Genomic DNA, 16462 nt, shown 5'->3' with positions numbered 1-16462 from the left:
GCGGTGGAGGACGGTGTCATTTGATGCCGGTCGTGGCGAAGCCTCGCACCAGGAACTTCTGGCCGAACAGGAACACCAGGAACAGCGGCACGAGGGACACGATCGACATGGCGAACATGGCGCCCCAGTCGGAGGAGCCCTGGCTGTCGAGATAGGACTTCAGCGCGAGGGGCACCGTGAAGTGGTCCGGCGTCGTCAGGTAGATGAGCGAGCCGAAGAAGTCGTTCCAGGTCCACATGAAGGTGAAGATCGTGGTGGTCGCGAGGGCCGGCGTCATGAGCGGCAGCACGATGCGGAAGAAGATCCGCAGGTGGCCGCAGCCGTCGATGCGGGCGGCCTCGTCGAGCTCCCGCGGGATGCCGCGGATGAACTGCACCATGAGGAAGATGAAGAACGCGTCCGTTGCGAGGAACTTCGGCAGGATGAGCGGCAGCATCGTGTTCACCCAGCCGGTCTGGGAGAACATGATGTACTGCGGCACGATCACGACGTGGATCGGCAGCATGAGGGTCATGAGCATGACCGCGAAGGCGATGTTCCGGCCCCAGAACCTGAGCCGCGCGAAGGCGTAGGCGGTGAGCGTGCAGGCGAACAGGTTGCCGATCACGCAGCCCACCACGAGCAGCGTCGAGTTCAGGATGTAGTGGCCGAAGTCGAAGGACTGCGCCGTCCATCCACGCACGTAGTTGTCGATGTCGAAGGACAGCGGCCACAGGCTCGCGTTGCGGAAGATCTCCTCGTTGGGGCGCAGGGAGGAGACGACCATCCACAGCAGCGGGTAGATCATGATGATGCTCGCGACGATCATCGCCGCGTGCTTGAGCACGGCGCGGCCGCTGCGGCCGGCGCTGCCGCCGGCGGCCTTGCGGCGGGGAGCGGTGGGGGCGGGGGTCGCCGGGCGGCCCGGGATCTCGGGGGCGGCGGTGGAGAGGTCAGTCATCGTAATGCACCCAGAACTTGGAGACGAAGAAGTTGATCGCGGTGAAGATCGCGACGATGACCAGCAGCAGCCAGGCCATCGCGGAGGCGTAGCCCATGTCGAACTGGGTGAAGCCCTTCTGGTACAGGTACAGCGTGTAGAAGAGCGTCGAGTCCGACGGCCCGCCCGTCCCACCCGAGACCACGAAGGCCTGGGTGAAGGTCTGGAACGCGTTGATCACCTGCAGCACGAGGTTGAAGAAGATGATCGGCGTGAGCAGCGGGATCGTGATCCGGAAGAACTGCGACACCTTCGAGGCGCCGTCCACGCTCGCGGCCTCGTAGTACATCTGCGGGATCTGCCGCAGGCCCGCGAGGAAGATGATCATCGGCGAGCCGAAGGTCCACACGTGCAGCAGGATGATCGTCCACAGCGCCGTGTCCGGATTGGACACCCAGCCGGGCAGGTCGGTGAATCCGAGCATCCCGAGGAAGCGGTTCACGAGGCCGTCGGCGCCGAACATCTGACGCCACAGGATCGAGATCGCGACGGAGCCGCCCATGAGCGAGGGCAGGTAGAACACCGAGCGGTAGAAGGACAGGCCCTTCATTCCCTGGTTGAGCACCACGGCGAGCAGCAGCGCGGCGATGAGCTGCAGCGGCGTCCCCACGATCACGTAGGTGAAGGTGACCACGAGCGAGTGGTGCAGGCGGGTGTCGCCCAGCATCTCGCGGAAGTTCGCGAGGCCCACGAACTCGGGCGGGGCCAGCAGGCTGTAGTCCGTGAACGAGAGCGCGAAGCTCGCGATCATCGGGATGATCGTGATGCCCAGCAGGCCGATCAGCCACGGGGCCATGAACACGAGCGAGATCTTGTTGTCCGGGTGCTTCTCGCGCACCCCGCCCTTCTTGCGGCGGGACACGATCTGGGTGAGCTCTCCGACAGCGCTCATCGGGTGTCTCCCTTCTGTGGGGCCGGGCTGCGGGGCGCGTCGCCCCCCCCCCCGGCCGGGTCGGTCAGGACAGGGCGGAGTTCAGCTCGTCCAGCAGGCGCTGGCCGGCGTCGGCGGGAGTGATCGTGCCGAAGAGCATGTCCTGCCCGGCGCGGGTGAGGATGTCCTCGAACTGGCCGCCGCCCTGCGGGGTGATCTCGGGGGCGTCGCCCAGCTCCTTCTCGATCGCGTCGAGGAAGTCCACGGCCTTCTTGCTGGACTCGTCGAGGTCCGGGGTGATCGCCTCACGGACCTCGAGGTTGCCGGGCACGCCGCGCTCCACGGAGAGGATCTTCCCGGCGTCCGGGGAGTTCACGAGGTAGTCGACGAAGGCGACGGCGGCCGCGGAGTTCGCGCTCTTCGCGGAGACGGCCCAGTACATCGACGCCTTGTACCAGAGCTGCGCCTCGGCGGCGGAGCCGGCGGTCGACGGCGGCCGCAGCACCGTGAGCTTCCCGTCGTGCAGCGCGTCGTTGGCGACGACCTGGTTGGACCAGGCGACGGTCATGGCGATCTTGCCGGTGCCGAAGAGGGACTGGTCCATGGCGGCGGTGGAGTCCTCTACGGAGGCGTCCGCGCCGGGGCAGGCCTTGGTGTCCTGGATCTTCTTGGACCACTCGAACCAGGAGGTCGCGGCCTTCGCGTCGAAGCCGGCCTTGCCGTCCTCGTACTGGTCCTGGCCGGCCTGGCGCACCCACAGCTGGAACAGGCCCTGCACGGTGCCCATCTGGGTCATGCCGTAGGTGCCGTCCTCGGTGGCCTCGGTGATCCGCGCGGCGGTCTCGATCATCTCGTCCCAGGTCCACGTGGTGTCGTCCGGGACGTCCACCCCGGCCGCCTCGAAGACGTCCGGGTTCACGAGCACGGTGAAGGCGTTCAGGCCCGCGTTGATCGCGGCGAGACCCACGTCCTTCACCTCGCCGACCTCGACGGAGCCGTCCACGAACTTCGAGGTGTCCAGCCCCGCGCCGGCGAGGTCGAGGAGGGCGCCGCGGCCCGCGTACTCGGCGAGGTACTTCTCGTCCATCTGGACGACGTCGGGGAAGTCGCCGCCGGCGGTCTGGGTCGCGAGCTTGTCCCAGTAGCCGCTCCACTCACCGGGCTCCGGGGAGATCGTGACGTCGGGCTTCTCCTCCTTGTAGGCGGCGATGACGTTGGTGGTGTTCTCGTTGCGGGTGGGGTTGCCCCACCAGGCGAGGCGGAAGCTGCCGGAATCGGCGGAGCCGCCGTCGCTGCCGCCGGAGCCGCCGCCGGAGGTCGCGTTCGGGCCGCATGCGACGAGGCCGGCGAGGCCGGGGACGGCGAGGCCCAGGGTGAGGGCGGTGCGTCGGGTGAGCATCAGATCTCCTTTGATCCTGTGGGCGGGTGCTGCCCTGCTGCTGAAGCGTGGGCGGGCGGTGGTGGGGCGTCGATCTGCTGCGATCGGCGCACGCCTGTTTCTGAAAGGTTTCATTCGCGTGTTGCAGTGCGCGGGTGATCCCTCGACGACGAGGGGGCACCCTGTGGTGCGGCACACATAGGAAAGCGCTAACCGCCGTGGATGTCAATGCCGTCCACGGCAGCGGCGCCGGATCGACGCCGGGTCGTGACCTCCGCGGCGGACGCCGCCCGTTCACCCCCTCGCCATGCGCGGGCGCTAGCCTCGCCGCGCACGGCCCGGGCGGGGCCCGGCACGGGCAGGGCGGTCGAGCACGGAGGGGGGAGCCATGGACATCGCCGGATTCGCCATCCACCTCATGGAGCTCCTCGGCGGTCCCGGGATCGCGCTCGTCATCGCCGCCGAGGCCCTCTTCCCACCGGTCCCCGGCGAGGTGCTGCTCCCCTTCGCCGGCGTGAGCGCCGCGGCCGACGGCCAGCACGTGCTCGTGCCGATCGCGTGGACCACCGCCGGCTCCGTCCTCGGCGGGCTCGGCGTCTACGCCGTGGGCCGCACCCTGGGCCTCGAGCGGACGCGGCGGCTCGTGCGGCGCCTCCCGCTGCTCGAGGACAAGGACGTCGACATGGCGGTGCGGTTCTTCGACCGCCACGGCTTCCCCGCCGTCGCCCTCGCCCGCTTCGTGCCGATGGTGCGCACCTTCATCTCGCTCCCCGCCGGCATCGAGCGCATGCCCGTGGCACTGTTCGCCCTGGCCACGGGGCTCGGCTCGGGGATCTGGAACGCCGTCTTCGTCGTCGCCGGATACCTGTTCGGCACCGCGGGCGGCGAGACCCTCGAGGCGTTCGTGCGGATCTACTCCTCGATCGTGGCCGGCATCGGGATCCTCGCGCTGCTGGGCCTGCTCACCCAGCGCCTGCGCTCGCGCCGCCGCAAGGACGGCCCGCCTACGCTGGAGGGGTGAGCATCCCCGCCGACGGCCACCGTGCCGGGCCCGCGGCGGACGTCGGCCGCTGGTTCTCCACCGCGGCGGCGCCGGCGCCCGCCCGGTCGCTGCCGCGCACGCCCGCCTGGGGCCCCATGGACGGCGCCGAGTACGGCCGCATCAGCGGGCCCGACGAGCTAGAGGCGGCGCTCGACCTGCTGCGCGAGGGACCGGTCGCCGTGCTCACCGGCGCGGGCATGTCCACCGCCTCCGGACTGCCGGACTACCGCGGGCGCCACGCCGTGCCCCGCTCCCCCATGACCTTCCAGGAGTTCACCGGCTCGGACCTCTCGCGGCGCCGCTACTGGGCGCGCTCCACCGTCGGCTGGACGCAGTTCGGCCGGGCCCGTCCCAACCGCGGCCACCTGCTGCTCGCGCGGCTCGGCGCGGGACCGCTGCCGCAGAGCGCCGTCATCACCCAGAACGTGGACGGCCTGCACGGCCGCGCCGGCTCCGACCCGGTCATCGACCTGCACGGACGCCTGGACCGGGTGCGCTGCCTCAGCTGCGGGGCGCGGAGCTCCCGCTCCGCGCTCCACTCCCGGATGCTCGCGATGAACCCCGAGCTCGCCGCCCGGATCGAGGAGCTCGCGTCGGACGCCGCGCAGGCGCCCGACGGCGACGCCGAGGTGGACCGCACGAGCAGCTTCCGCTACCCGCCGTGCCCGCTGTGCGGCGGGATCCTCAAGCCCGACGTCGTCTTCTTCGGCGAGGCGGCCCGCCCCGAGACCGTTCAGGCGGCCTTCGCGGCGCTCGCGGCTGCGCGGTCCCTGCTGGTGCTCGGCTCGAGCCTCACCGTGCAGTCCGGGCTGCGGTTCGTGCGCGCCGCCCACCGCGCAGGCCAGGGGGTCGTCATCCTCAACGACGGCCCCACCCGAGGGGACCCTCTCGCGACGGTGCGCCTGCACGGCCGGATCGAGGACGTGCTCGGCACCTGGGCGGAGCGGCTCGGGCCCGACGTCGCCCCCTCCGGACCCGCCGTCGGCCCCACCCCCGATCACCACCCCCGACGCAGCACCGAGGAGACCCGAGCGTGAGCACGATCGACCTGAACGCGGATTTCGGCGAGGGCTACGGCGACTGGCGCCTCGGCGACGACGAGGTGCTGCTCGACGTCGTCACCACCGCGAACGTCGCCTGCGGCGGCCACGCCGGGGACCCCACGACCATGCGCGCCGCGCTGAGGGCGGCGGCCGTCCGGGAGGTCGCCGTCACCGCCCACGTGGCCTACCCGGACCTGCAGGGCTTCGGCCGGCGCTTCCTCGACATCGACCCCGCGGAGCTCACCGACCAGATCCTCGCGCAGACCGGCGCCCTGCAGGCGCTCGCAGCGGCCACCGGCACCCGTGTGCGCGGGGTGAAGCCCCACGGCGCGCTCTACAACGCGATCGCCCACCACGAGGCGCAGGCCGCGGCGGTGGTCACGGCGCTGCAGGAGCTCGGCGGGGAGCCGGCGCTGCTCGCCGCCCCCGGGTCCGTGGTCGCCGCCCTCGCCGAGCGCGCCGGCCTGCCCGTGCTGCTCGAGGGCTTCGCGGACCGCACCTACACCCCGGCGGGCACGCTCACCCCGCGCCGCGAGGCGGGCGCCGTGCTCTCCACCGCGGAGGAGGTCACCGCCCAGGCGCTCTCCCTCGCCCGCGACGGGCAGGTGCGCACGACGGACGGCACCGTGATCGACCTGCCCGTGCGCACCCTCTGCCTGCACGGGGACACACCGGGCGCGGTGACCCTGGCCCGCGCGGTGCGCGAGCGGCTCGAGGCGGAGGGCATGACGATCCGGGCGGCGCTGTGAGCCCCGGGGAGCATCTCCCGCCGCCGCAGGATCTCCGCCCCGCCGGGGAGGCCGCCGTGCTCGCCGTCTACCCGGACACCGCCGACGTGCTCGGGGCCGCGAGCGCGGTGCGCGCCCTCGCCCCCGCCGCGCTCGCGGACCTCGTCCCCGCCGAGCGCACCCTGCTGCTGCGCGGCACGAGCGGCGCCGACGCGCGCACCCTCGCGGCGCTCCTCGAGCACCTCCCTCCCGCCCCCGCCGAGGACGCGGCGGCGCAGGAGGTCGAGATCCCCGTGGTCTACGACGGGGAGGACCTCGCCGAGACCGCCGCGCTGCTGGGACTCGAGGTCCCCGCCCTGGTCACGGCGCACACGGGGACCCTGTGGACGGCGGCCTTCGGCGGCTTCGCGCCCGGCTTCTCCTACCTCGTACCGCAGGCGGAGGGCGAGGGCCCGCGCTGGCAGGTGCCGCGCCGCTCCTCCCCGCGCACGACCGTCCCGCCCGGCTCTGTCGCGCTCGCGGCCGGCTACTGCGGCGTCTACCCGCGCTCCTCCCCCGGCGGCTGGCAGCTCGTGGGCCGCACCGACGTGACGCTCTTCGACCCCGAGCGCACACCGCCCGCCCTGCTCGCACCGGGCACGCGCGTGCACTTCCGGGCCCGGCGCGATCGGGTTCTCGCGGGATCGGCGGCAGGTCCGACGGCGGCGCCGGCGGGAGCGCGCCCCCGCGGCCTCGCCGGCACCCCGGTGGGTGCGGCGGCGACGAGCGGCGCCGCCTCCGCGCTCGAGCTCGCCCGGCGGGAGGCGGCCGCCGCCCGCGAGCGCCTCGCCGCCCTCCGCGCCGCTCCGCGGAGACCGGAGGCGGGCGACCCCGGGAGCCGGGGCGTGAGTGGCCGGGAGGCCGCGCGCGAGAGATCTGCGGGCCGAACCGGTGTGCTTCCGGTCGCGGCCGGCCGGTCGCTCGAGGTGCTCGCGCCCGGGCCGCTGCTGCTCGTCGAGGACGCAGGACGACCCGGCCGCGCCTCGATCGGCGTGAGCAGCTCCGGGGCCTTCGACCGGGGAGCGCTCGTCAGCGCGAACCTCGCCGTCGGCAACCCTCCGCACGCCGCGGCGCTCGAAGGGCTGCTGGGGCCGCTGCGGCTGCGGGCGTCCGCCCCGCTCGTGATCGCCCTCGCGGGGGCGCCGGCACCGGTGACGATCCTGCGCGGCGACCCGGACGAGGAGGACCGCGAGGTCCCGGCGGGCGTCTCGGGCGGGCGTGCGTTCGCGCTGGACGCCGGGGACGAGCTCACGATCGGTCCCGCCGCCTCGGGCCTGCGGATCGTGCTCGCCGTGCGCGGCGGGATCACGGGGGTGGTCGGCGCCGGGGGCATCGGGCAGGACGACGGCGCGCAGGGTCGCGACGCGGACGGCGGCGGTGTGCAGGGACCCGTGCTCGGCTCGCTCTCCCGGGACACGCTCTCCGGGCTCGGACCGGCGCCCCTCGGCGCAGGCGATCAGCTGGGGATCAGCCCCGAGCACGGCCTCGACGCCGTGCCGGCGCTCGGCGCGGGACCCGTCGCCGGGCCCGACGCCGACTCCGCCGTCGGCCCCGCATCCGGGACCGAGCACGATGACGACAGCGACAGCGACAGCGACGACCCTGCTGCCGACCCCGCCCCGGCACCCCGCCCGCCGCTCGAGGTGCCCGTCGTCCTCGGCCCCCGGGACGTGCTGCTCGGCGAGGCCGCCGTGAGGGCGCTCCGCACCACGACCTGGACGGTGCGCAGCGACTCGGACCGGGTGGGCGTGCGCCTGGACGGGCCACCGCTGCCCGTCCCCGAGGGCGCCGCGACCCTGCCCAGCGAGGCGATGCTCCCGGGTGCCGTGCAGGTCCCGCCCTCGGGCCTGCCCGTCGTGTTCGGGCCGGACCATCCCACGACCGGCGGCTACCCCGTGATCGGTGTGGTCACCCGGGCCGGGCTCGATCAGCTCGCCCAGGCCGCGCCGGGCACGCGGCTGCGCCTCGTCGCGGTGGATCCGCTCAGGGTGCGAAGCCGTTGATCCGGGCGCGCGCCTCGTCCCGGGTCGCGCCCACGCCGCGCTCGGGCAGCGCCGCGCCGGGCAGCGCCTCCGCGAAGGGCACGCCGGCGCCCACCATGCCCCGGTGCATCACGGCCAGCAGGTCCTCCGGCCGGCCGCGGTAGGCGAAGGCCCACAGCTTCCCACCGCGCACCGTGTCCGGCGGGGAGTCGAACATCGACGCGAGCGCACCGCTGCGACGGCGCACGGCCTTCGCGGGCGGGCCGTCGAACAGCAGCCCGCGGCGCGACTGCGGGAAGTAGAACAGGGTCGAGCCGAACTCGCGGCCCGAGACCTTCGAGAAGCGGCCGACGTCGCTCACGCACGTGACCCCGCGCGGCTCGATCGCCCCGTACGGGATCACCGACGGGGACAGCAGCGGGAAGAAGCGGCCGATGACGACGCCTCCCTCGCACAGCACCAGCCGCACGTCCGTCAGCAGCCACCACAGCACCAGCCCCACGAGCAGCGGGATCGCCGCGCCCCACGCCTTCGTCAGCACGTCGAGGTTCTGGTTCACCCCCACCGAGACGAGGATGACCAGCGCCATCGCGATCCACAGCAGGTGCCACCACAGCGGGAAGGACTGCCGATAGGTGCGCAGGGGTCGACTCAGACCGTGACGGCGGGCCAGTCGGGCGGCCTTCCCCACGCTCAGCCCTCCTCCGCCTCGACGAGCCAGGCGGCGAGGCCGAGCAGCTCCTCGCGGGAGAGGCCCTTGACCGTGATCTCCGGGGCCTCCGCCTCGGGGTCGTCGACCTGCTGGGCGAGCAGCTCGCTGCTCGTCGCGTACAGCATCAGCTGCTTCACGGCGTCGGAGCGGGTGGAGAGGGAGGAGAGGATCGTGATCGCGCGGGCGTCGGCCAGACGCTGCGCCATCGACGCCCCCTCGCGGAGGTCCGCGTCCTGCAGCACGACCGGCTCGGTGGGGCCGGAGGCCACCTGGTCCTGGTCCACGAGGTGCGCGATCCGGGCGGGCACCGCCTCCTGGCGCAGGGAGCGGAAGTGGTGCAGGCCGGAGCCGGTGACCTCCTCCTCGAGCACGCCCTCGGGGTGCACGAAGTAGTACAGGCGATGCGTCTGGAGACCCGCCTCCTCGCTGCGCACCTGCGTCTCCGCGGAGGCGATCAGCCGCGCGGTGCGGCGCAGGACGAGCACCCCGTCGATCGCCGGCTCCACGAGCCAGCGCCGCTCCCCGGTTCCCTCGTCCTCCCCGACGGCGACGGTCCCCGCGGCGAGCAGGCTGCGCACGCCCGCGGTCGCGAGCAGGGCACGCTGCTCCTCGTGCTCCTCCGCCCACGGGAGGGCGACCGGCTGGGTGCGCAGGTGACCGTCGAGGCCCAGCAGCTGCTCGTCGCTGAGGGACACGATCTCCTGCGGCTCCTCCGCCTCCTGGGAGCGCTCCAGGACGGCGAGCGCGCTCGCGACGTCGTAACGGCTGTACTCGATGGGCGCGTCCGGGCCGGAGCTGCGGCCCACGCCGTAGGGGAAGCCCTGGTCGGGCCCGGGGGCGGTGGTCGTCTCGGTCATGGGGAGTCCTCGCGATGGTGGGGCTCGAGCGTCGGGCGGTCCGCGCTCAGGATGTCAGAAGATCGATCCGATGGGATCGGAGATGAAGTCGCCGACGCCCTCGACCGCGTCGCCCACGGCGTCGGTCGTCGCGTCCCACGCCTTGCCCGCGGTGTCGCTGATGGTGTCCCAGTTCTCGACGATCGCCTTGCCCGCGTCGATGCCGAGCGAGATGCCGCCGGCCACGAGTCCCACCCCCGCGACGATCGGCGCCGCCGGGCCGGTGAAGGGCGCCGCGAGCAGCAGGCCGCCGCTGAGCGTGCTGAGCCCGCCCGCGGCCACATCCCAGCCGTCCTCCGCGGTGACCATCTGGTGGATGCCCATGCCGATGTCGAGCACCGGCAGCGCCTTGCCGAGCACCTTGCCGGCCCCCTTGACGACCCCGGAGTCCAGGATCCCCTCGGCGACGTCGGCGACCCGGGTCCAGCCCTTGCCATGCAGGAAGTCCATGATCTTGCCTGAGGGAGCCCGGGTCCGGTCCACCAGCTCGTCGATGAACTGCTGGTTGACCAGCCCCTTCAGCCCCTCATAGCCGGCCTCGCCGAGCTTCGCGAGATCCCGGAAGAGCTGGAACGCCTTGACGCCCTTCCCGATCGTGGAGATCGCCTTGCGCAGATCGTTCAGGCCGCCCTTCACGGAGTCGAAGAGGTCGCCGATCGTGTCGAGGAAGCCACCGCCGCCGTCCTCGCCGGATGCCTCGTCCTGCTGCTCGGCCTGCTCCTCGAGCTCGCCGCGGCGCCGCCCCACGCCCTCGGAGGTCTCGCCGAACTGCGCGCTCACGCCCGTCCATCGGTCGCGGAAGGCATCGGCGTCCCCGCCCTGCCAGATGTCCTCCCGCAGCACGGCGGCGTCGAGCTGGTCCCGCAGCTCCGCCAGGCGCCTGCTGCGGTCCTCGAACACCCCCGCCACGTCGCGCAGCGCGTCCGTGTCCGCCCCGTAGAAGCCCGCCATGTCTCTCCCCCGCCGTCATGGTCCGCGGGGAGTCCCGCGGCCTGCACGCACCCTACGGCGAGCGCGCCCGCCCGGACCATGGGGAGAACTCCCCGCGCGGGTGACACGATGGGCGCATGCCGCGACTGCTGCCCGATCCCGCCTACTTCGCGACCCTGCCCAAGGTCATCACCTCCGCCGCGGTGATCCTGCGCGACGAGCGCGGCCGCTTCGTCATCGAGAAGCCGAACTACCGCGACCACTGGCTGCTGCCCGGCGGCGGCGTCGACCCGGGCGAGGACCCTCGCGGCTGCGCCCGCCGCGAGGTGCAGGAGGAGCTGGGCCTCGACGTCGAGATCGGCCGCCTGCTCGCCCTGAACTGGGTGCCCTCGCGCGCCGCCGCGGGCGCCCCGATGGGCGTGCACTTCGTGTTCGACGCCGGGGTGATGCCCGCCGCGGAGCTCGAGGCGCGGATCGTCCCCCAGGAGGCGGAGCTCGACGACTGGCGCCTCGTCGAGGAGTCCGAGGCGCATCTGCTCTCCCCGTGGGGCGCCGCCCGCGCCGAGCGCGCCCTCGCCGTGCTGCGCGGCGAGGCGGAGGTCGATCTCCTCTCCCCGCCCGTCGGCTGAGCCGCCCCGCCCCATGACCGGGGTGCGCGCGGGTTCCGGCGATGCGGGATCATGGCGCTCGTCCTTCCCCGTCCTCACCCCTCCCCTCCTCCGGAGCCGATGATGTCCCCGACCTCCGCCGCCTCGAGCGCCGCGCCCCTCACCCGGGCCGAGCGCCTCGACCGCCTTCCCTTCACCCGCCGCCACGGCCGCCTGCTCGGCGCGTCGGGGATCGGCTGGGCGCTCGACGCGATGGACGTCGGCCTCGTGTCCTTCGTCATCGCCGCGCTCACCGTGCACTGGGGCATCGACAAGGCCGACGGGTCGCTCATCGCCTCCGCGGGCTTCGCGGGCATGGCGATCGGCGCGACCGTCGGCGGGCTGCTCGCGGACAGGATCGGCCGGCGCAGCGTCTTCGCGCTCACCCTCCTGGTCTACGGCATCGCGACCGGCGCCTCCGCCCTCGCGGGCGGTCTCGCCGTGCTCATCGCCCTGCGTTTCATCGTGGGCCTGGGCCTCGGCGCGGAGCTGCCCGTCGCCTCGACCCTCGTCTCCGAGTTCGCGCCCCGCCGGATCCGCGGCCGCGTCATCGTGTGGCTCGAGGCGTTCTGGGCGATCGGCTGGATCCTCGCCGCGCTCATCGGCACGCTCGTCGCGGCGAGCGGCCCCTCCGGCTGGCGCTGGGCGCTTGCGATCGGCATGGTCCCGGCGCTCTACTCGCTCGTGATCCGCGTGGGCATGCCCGAGTCGGTGCGCTTCCTCGAGGGCCGCGGCCGGCATGCGGAGGCGGAGCAGGTGGTGCGGCAGTTCGAGGAGTCCGCCGGGTTCACCGACGCCGACCACCCCACCGAGGAGGACACCTGGAGCGCCGGCGCGGAGGCCCCCGCCCCGCGGCACGAGAGCATCTGGAGCCGCGGCCTGCGCGGGCGCACCGCCGCGCTGTGGACGGTGTGGTTCTGCATCAACCTCTCCTACTACGGCGCCTTCATCTGGATCCCGACGCTGCTGGTGGAGCGCGGCTTCGACCTCACGAAGTCCTTCACGTTCACGCTGATCATCACGCTCGCGCAGATCCCCGGCTATGCGGTCTCCGCCTGGCTCATCGAGCGCCTGGGCCGGCGCTGGACGCTGACGATCTTCCTCGCGGGCTCCGCCATCGCGGCGGTCGCCTACGGCTCGGCCGGCTCCGAGACGGCGATCATCGTCGCGGGCTGCCTGCTGAGCTTCTTCAACCTCGGCGCCTGGGGCGCGCTGTACGCGATCGGCCCGGAGCTCTACCCCACCGCGGTGCGCGGCACGGGGACGGGCGCCGCCGCCGGGTTCGGCCGGATCGCCTCGCTCGTCGCGCCCTTCCTGGTCCCGGTGCTCGTGGTCGCGGGGAGCACGGTGCTCGCCTTCGCGGTGTTCGCGGCGACCTTCGGCGTCGCGGCGCTCGCGGCCTTCACGCTGCCCGAGCAGCGGGGGCGCGCCCTCGAGGACTGACCCGGCGGGGTTCCCGGGTGCGGTGCAGCGCGGGGTAGGCGCCAGCACGGTCCGGCACGGCATGGCCCGCCGCGAACCATGGGCACGGCGCGAACTATTGGCACGGCACAGACGATGGGCACCTCAGGGAGCATGTCGCGCAGGACATGCTCCCTGAGGTGCCCATTCTTTCGCTCGCTCCCGTAGCTGCGGCCGGCTCAGCGGCGGAAGCGGCGCCGGAGGATGCCGACGATGCCGCCGCGCTCCTTGAGGCTCGCGCGTCGGCCGCGCTCGGCACCTGAGGTCGGGACCGACGGGCGCCCGACGACCGGGGTGCCCGTCGCGGGCGTCGCCGCACGACGACCGTGGGCCGTGGCCGAAGCGGGAGCAGATCCCGCCGCGACGGTCCCCGCCGAGGCCGACGAAGCCGTGCCCGACGAGACCGTGCCGCTCGAGGCGGGGGCCGGGGCGGTCGGCGCCGCGTCGACGCCCTCGCCGGTCGTCGCGCTCTCGCCGCGGTGACGCTCCCGGCGCTCGGCGTCGGCCGCGTCGCGCTGCGCCCGCTGCTCCGTCTCCCGGGCCTCGCGGCGCAGGCGGCGACGCTCCCCCGGGCCCTCCACCATGCGGTAGAGCACGGGGACGATGACCAGGGTCAGCAGGGTCGAGGAGACGAGGCCGCCGATCACGACCACCGCGAGCGGCTGGGCGATGAAGCCGCCGTTGCCGGTGAGGCCCAGGCCCATCGGGATGAGCGCGAAGATCGTCGCGGCGGCGGTCATGAGGATCGGCCGCAGTCGCTTCGAGGCGCCCAGGTGCAGCGCCTCGTCCAGCCCCATGCCGTCACGCCGGTACTGGTTGACGAGGTCGATGAGCACGATCGCGTTGGTGACGACGATGCCCACGAGCATGAGCAGGCCGATCATCGAGGGCAGGCCCAGCGGCACGCCCGTGATGACGAGCAGGCCGAACGCGCCCACCGCGGCGAAGGGGATCGAGACGAGCAGCACGAGCGGCTGGATGAGGGACTTGAAGATCCACACCAGCAGCACGTACACGAGCAGGATCGCGGCGGCCATCGCGAGGCCCAGCTGCCCGAAGGTCTCGTTGATGTCCGCGGAGGTGCCGCCCAGGGTGGCCTCCGTGCCCTCGGGCAGGTCCGCCGCGTCGATCGCGGCGTTCGCGGCCTCGGAGACGGTGCCGACGTCGTCCCCGGCGGGGGTCAGGGAGATCGTCACGGTCTCCACGCCGTCCTTGGTGGAGATCGACGGGCGCGAGTCCTGCTCGGAGACCTCGGCGACGTCCGTGAGCGGCAGGCCCGGGGCGAGCTCGAGGTCCTGCAGCTGGGTGAGGGTGTCGACCTTCTCCCCCTGCTCGACGTAGATGTCGAGGTCGGAGTCGTCCAGGGCGATGGTGCCGATCGAGCCCGGGTAGAGCTGCGCGGCGACCATGCCGATCACGGCGTTCTCGGTGAGGCCCTTCTCCGCGGCGGCCGTGCGGTCCACGGTGACGACCGCGGTGGGCTCGTCGCCCTCGAGGTCGCTCGAGACGTCGGTGACGCCCGAGGGCAGCGGGTCGAGCTCGGCGAGGATCGCGTCGTTCGCCTTCTTGCGGTCCTCGGCGGTGGGGCCGGTGATCTCGATGTCCACGGTGGAGGAGCCGGTCGCGGAGCCGACGTCGGAGGACTCGACCTCGCCCGGATCGGGCAGGTCCTTCAGCGTGTCCACGAGCTTCTCGGTGAGGGCCTGCTGGTCCTCGACGTCGGTCGCCGTGGTGATCGAGTAGCTGATCGTGTTCTCGCCACCCGCGCCGCCGCCGAGGCCGGCCTGCGCGCCGCCACCGCCGATGGTGGTCTGCACGGTCTCGACGCCGTCGACGTCCATGAGCGCCTTCTCGGCGTCCGTGGCCTTGTCCGAGGACTGCTCGAGGCTCGTGCCGGCGGGGAGGGTCTGGGTGATCGAGGCGATGTTCTGCCCCGTGTCGCCGAGGAAGTTGACCGTCATCAGCGGGACGAGGAAGCCGGAGCCGATCAGCACGAGGATCGCGACGGCGACCGTGCCCAGGCGCCGCGGCAGCGAGTCGAGGGTGAGGTGGAGGATCGGGGCGTAGAGGCGGTGCAGCCAGCCCTTCTCCTCCTTCGCCTCGGCGTCCTCGCGGACCTTCGCCTGCTGGGCGGGATCGTCGGGGTCGGTGATGGCGGCGGCCGCCTTGGGCGCCCGCAGGAACCAGTAGGCGAGCACCGGGACGATCGTCAGCGACACCAGCAGCGAGGAGAGCATCGCGATCGCGACGGTCAGCGCGAAGGGCCGGAACAGCTCCCCGGCCATGCCGGCGACGAGCGCGATCGGCAGGTAGACGACGACCGTGGCGAGCGTCGAGGCGGTCACCGCGCCCGCGACCTCCCGCACGCCGTCGAGGATCGCCCGGCGTCGCGGCTTGCCGTAGGAGAGGTGGCGGGTGATGTTCTCGATGACAACGATCGAGTCGTCGACGACGCGGCCGATGGAGATCGTGAGCGCCGCGAGGGTCAGCATGTTCAGCGTGTAGCCGGAGACCAGCATGCCGATGAACGCGATGAGCAGCGACGTCGGGATCGAGATCGCGGTGACGACCGTCGGCCGCACGCGGCGCAGGAACAGCAGGATCACGCCGATGGCCATGAGCAGGCCCAGCGCGCCCTCCTCGGCGAGCGCGACGATCGACTCCTGGATGAACGGCGCCTGGTCGAAGACGACGTCGCTCTTCGCGCTGCCGCCCACGCCGGGGAGGAGGTCCGCCATCGTGTCCTCGACGCCCTTCGAGACGTCGACGACGTTGCCGTCGGCGGTCGCGGTGACCATGAGGACGAGCGACTCGCGGCCGTCGGTGCGGGAGATCGAGGTGGCGTCCTGGGTGGTGCGCTCGACCCTCGCGACGTCGCCGAGGGTCGTGACCTCGGGGGTCTGGCCGGGCGTCTGCGAGGTCGTGTCGGAAGAGTCCGCCGGCATGAGCACCATGGACTCGAGGTCCTTCAGGGAGCTCATGGACTTCCCGAGCACCACGTCGAGGCTGCGGTCGGAGTCGGTGACGGTGCCGCCGGGGGCGGAGAGGCCGCTGTCGTCCAGGGCGGTCTTGATGTCGTTGTCGGTGAGGCCCTTGGCGGTGAGCTCGTCCTCGTCCGGGGTGATGCGCACGATCTCCTCGGGGGCGCCGATTACGGCGACGGAGGAGACGCCGTCCACGCGCTCGAGCTCCTTGACGACCTGGGAGTCGAGGCGGTCGGCGAGCTCGGAGGGGTCGAGGTCCGAGGAGACGGAGAGGACCACGGCGGGGATGTCGCCCGAGCCGCCGGCGATGACCTGCGGGTCCGTGCCGTCGGGCAGCTGGTCCTCGATGCGGGTCAGCGCGGCGTCGACCTGGTTCGCGGAGCGGGAGACGTCCGTGCCGTAGGTGAGCTCGAGGGTGACCATCGAGGTGTTCGCCTGCGAGGTCGAGGAGGTCGACTCGACGTTCTCGATGCCGCTCACGGCCTGCTCGATCGGGGAGGAGATCCGCTCCTCGATCTGCTCCGAGGTGGAGCCCTGGGAGGTCGTGACGATCTGGATCTGCGGCAGCGAGACCGAGGGGATGAGCTCCTGGCGCATCGTCGACATGGCGAACACACCGACGATCGAGACCGCGATGCACACGAGCGCGATGAAGGCCCGGTTGTTCAGGCTGAGGTGGGCGAGACGATGCATGGCGCTCCCTGGGACTGCGGCCGACGGCGGCGACGCGACCGCACGGCCGCGACCGGGGGTCACGGCTCCGGAGGCCC

At 73.0% G+C, this 16462-nt stretch carries 13 protein-coding genes; 6 read left to right on the top strand and 7 right to left on the bottom strand.

The window, feature by feature from the left end; all coding sequences use genetic code 11:
• Window positions 1-16: 16 nt before the first annotated feature.
• From ABD080_RS06035 to ABD080_RS06025, 3 genes are all read right to left on the bottom strand, one after another.
• Window positions 17-940 carry a carbohydrate ABC transporter permease gene (locus tag ABD080_RS06035; RefSeq protein WP_137769601.1) on the bottom strand — a complete coding sequence of 308 codons (924 nt, stop codon included), beginning with the start codon at window positions 938-940 and terminating at the stop codon, window positions 17-19.
• Complete coding sequence (locus ABD080_RS06030) at window positions 933-1871, bottom strand: carbohydrate ABC transporter permease (RefSeq protein ID WP_137769600.1); 939 nt, start codon at window positions 1869-1871, stop codon at window positions 933-935. The genes ABD080_RS06035 and ABD080_RS06030 overlap by 8 nt, the downstream gene beginning before the upstream one ends.
• Window positions 1872-1935: 64 nt before the next feature.
• A complete protein-coding gene (locus ABD080_RS06025; protein WP_343903997.1) occupies window positions 1936-3249 on the bottom strand; it encodes an ABC transporter substrate-binding protein in 1314 nt (437 codons plus the stop codon).
• A 367-nt stretch (window positions 3250-3616) separates the two neighbouring features.
• On the opposite strand from ABD080_RS06025, the gene ABD080_RS06020 reads away from it, so the two are divergent.
• From ABD080_RS06020 to ABD080_RS06005, 4 genes are read left to right on the top strand one after another with little or no spacing between them, the layout of a single operon-like run.
• Window positions 3617-4249, top strand: a complete 633-nt coding sequence (locus tag ABD080_RS06020) for a DedA family protein (RefSeq protein ID WP_343903996.1) — start codon at window positions 3617-3619, stop codon at window positions 4247-4249.
• Window positions 4246-5307, top strand: a complete 1062-nt coding sequence (locus ABD080_RS06015; RefSeq protein WP_343903995.1) for a Sir2 family NAD-dependent protein deacetylase — start codon at window positions 4246-4248, stop codon at window positions 5305-5307. Before ABD080_RS06020 ends, ABD080_RS06015 begins: the two co-directional genes overlap by 4 nt.
• On the top strand, window positions 5304-6062 hold the full coding sequence (locus ABD080_RS06010; RefSeq protein ID WP_343903994.1) for a LamB/YcsF family protein: 759 nt from the start codon (window positions 5304-5306) through the stop codon (window positions 6060-6062). The genes ABD080_RS06015 and ABD080_RS06010 overlap by 4 nt, the downstream gene beginning before the upstream one ends.
• On the top strand, window positions 6059-8083 hold the full coding sequence (locus ABD080_RS06005; protein ID WP_343903993.1) for a 5-oxoprolinase subunit B/C family protein: 2025 nt from the start codon (window positions 6059-6061) through the stop codon (window positions 8081-8083). Before ABD080_RS06010 ends, ABD080_RS06005 begins: the two co-directional genes overlap by 4 nt.
• Here ABD080_RS06005 and ABD080_RS06000 read toward each other — a convergent pair.
• The 3 genes from ABD080_RS06000 to ABD080_RS05990 are packed head-to-tail and all read right to left on the bottom strand — an operon-like array spanning window position 8064 to window position 10621.
• Window positions 8064-8753 carry a hypothetical protein gene (locus ABD080_RS06000; RefSeq protein WP_343903992.1) on the bottom strand — a complete coding sequence of 230 codons (690 nt, stop codon included), beginning with the start codon at window positions 8751-8753 and terminating at the stop codon, window positions 8064-8066. The genes ABD080_RS06005 and ABD080_RS06000 overlap by 20 nt on opposite strands.
• A 2-nt stretch (window positions 8754-8755) precedes the next feature.
• A complete protein-coding gene (locus tag ABD080_RS05995) occupies window positions 8756-9631 on the bottom strand; it encodes a hypothetical protein (protein ID WP_343903991.1) in 876 nt (291 codons plus the stop codon).
• Window positions 9632-9685: 54 nt separating this feature from the next.
• Window positions 9686-10621, bottom strand: coding sequence for a WXG100 family type VII secretion target (locus ABD080_RS05990; RefSeq protein WP_137769592.1), 936 nt, complete (start codon window positions 10619-10621; stop codon window positions 9686-9688).
• 116 nt (window positions 10622-10737) lie between these two features.
• Here ABD080_RS05990 and ABD080_RS05985 point away from each other — a divergent pair, with 116 nt between their 5' ends.
• Together ABD080_RS05985 and ABD080_RS05980 are read left to right on the top strand one after the other, a co-directional pair.
• Entirely contained in the window at window positions 10738-11229 is a 492-nt protein-coding gene (locus ABD080_RS05985) for an NUDIX domain-containing protein (protein ID WP_137769591.1), read from the top strand.
• Window positions 11230-11328: 99 nt separating this feature from the next.
• Window positions 11329-12690, top strand: coding sequence for an MFS transporter (locus ABD080_RS05980; RefSeq protein WP_137769590.1), 1362 nt, complete (start codon window positions 11329-11331; stop codon window positions 12688-12690).
• Between the two features lie 197 nt (window positions 12691-12887).
• Here ABD080_RS05980 and ABD080_RS05975 read toward each other — a convergent pair whose 3' ends face one another.
• Entirely contained in the window at window positions 12888-16385 is a 3498-nt protein-coding gene (locus tag ABD080_RS05975; RefSeq protein ID WP_343903990.1) for an efflux RND transporter permease subunit, read from the bottom strand.
• Window positions 16386-16462 lie beyond the last annotated feature (77 nt).

It is taken from the genome of Brachybacterium rhamnosum (assembly GCF_039526185.1).
Lineage (GTDB): Bacteria > Actinomycetota > Actinomycetes > Actinomycetales > Dermabacteraceae > Brachybacterium > Brachybacterium rhamnosum.
The sequence above is the reverse complement of the archived record's forward strand: the minus strand, read 5'-3'. Positions and strand labels throughout refer to the sequence as shown.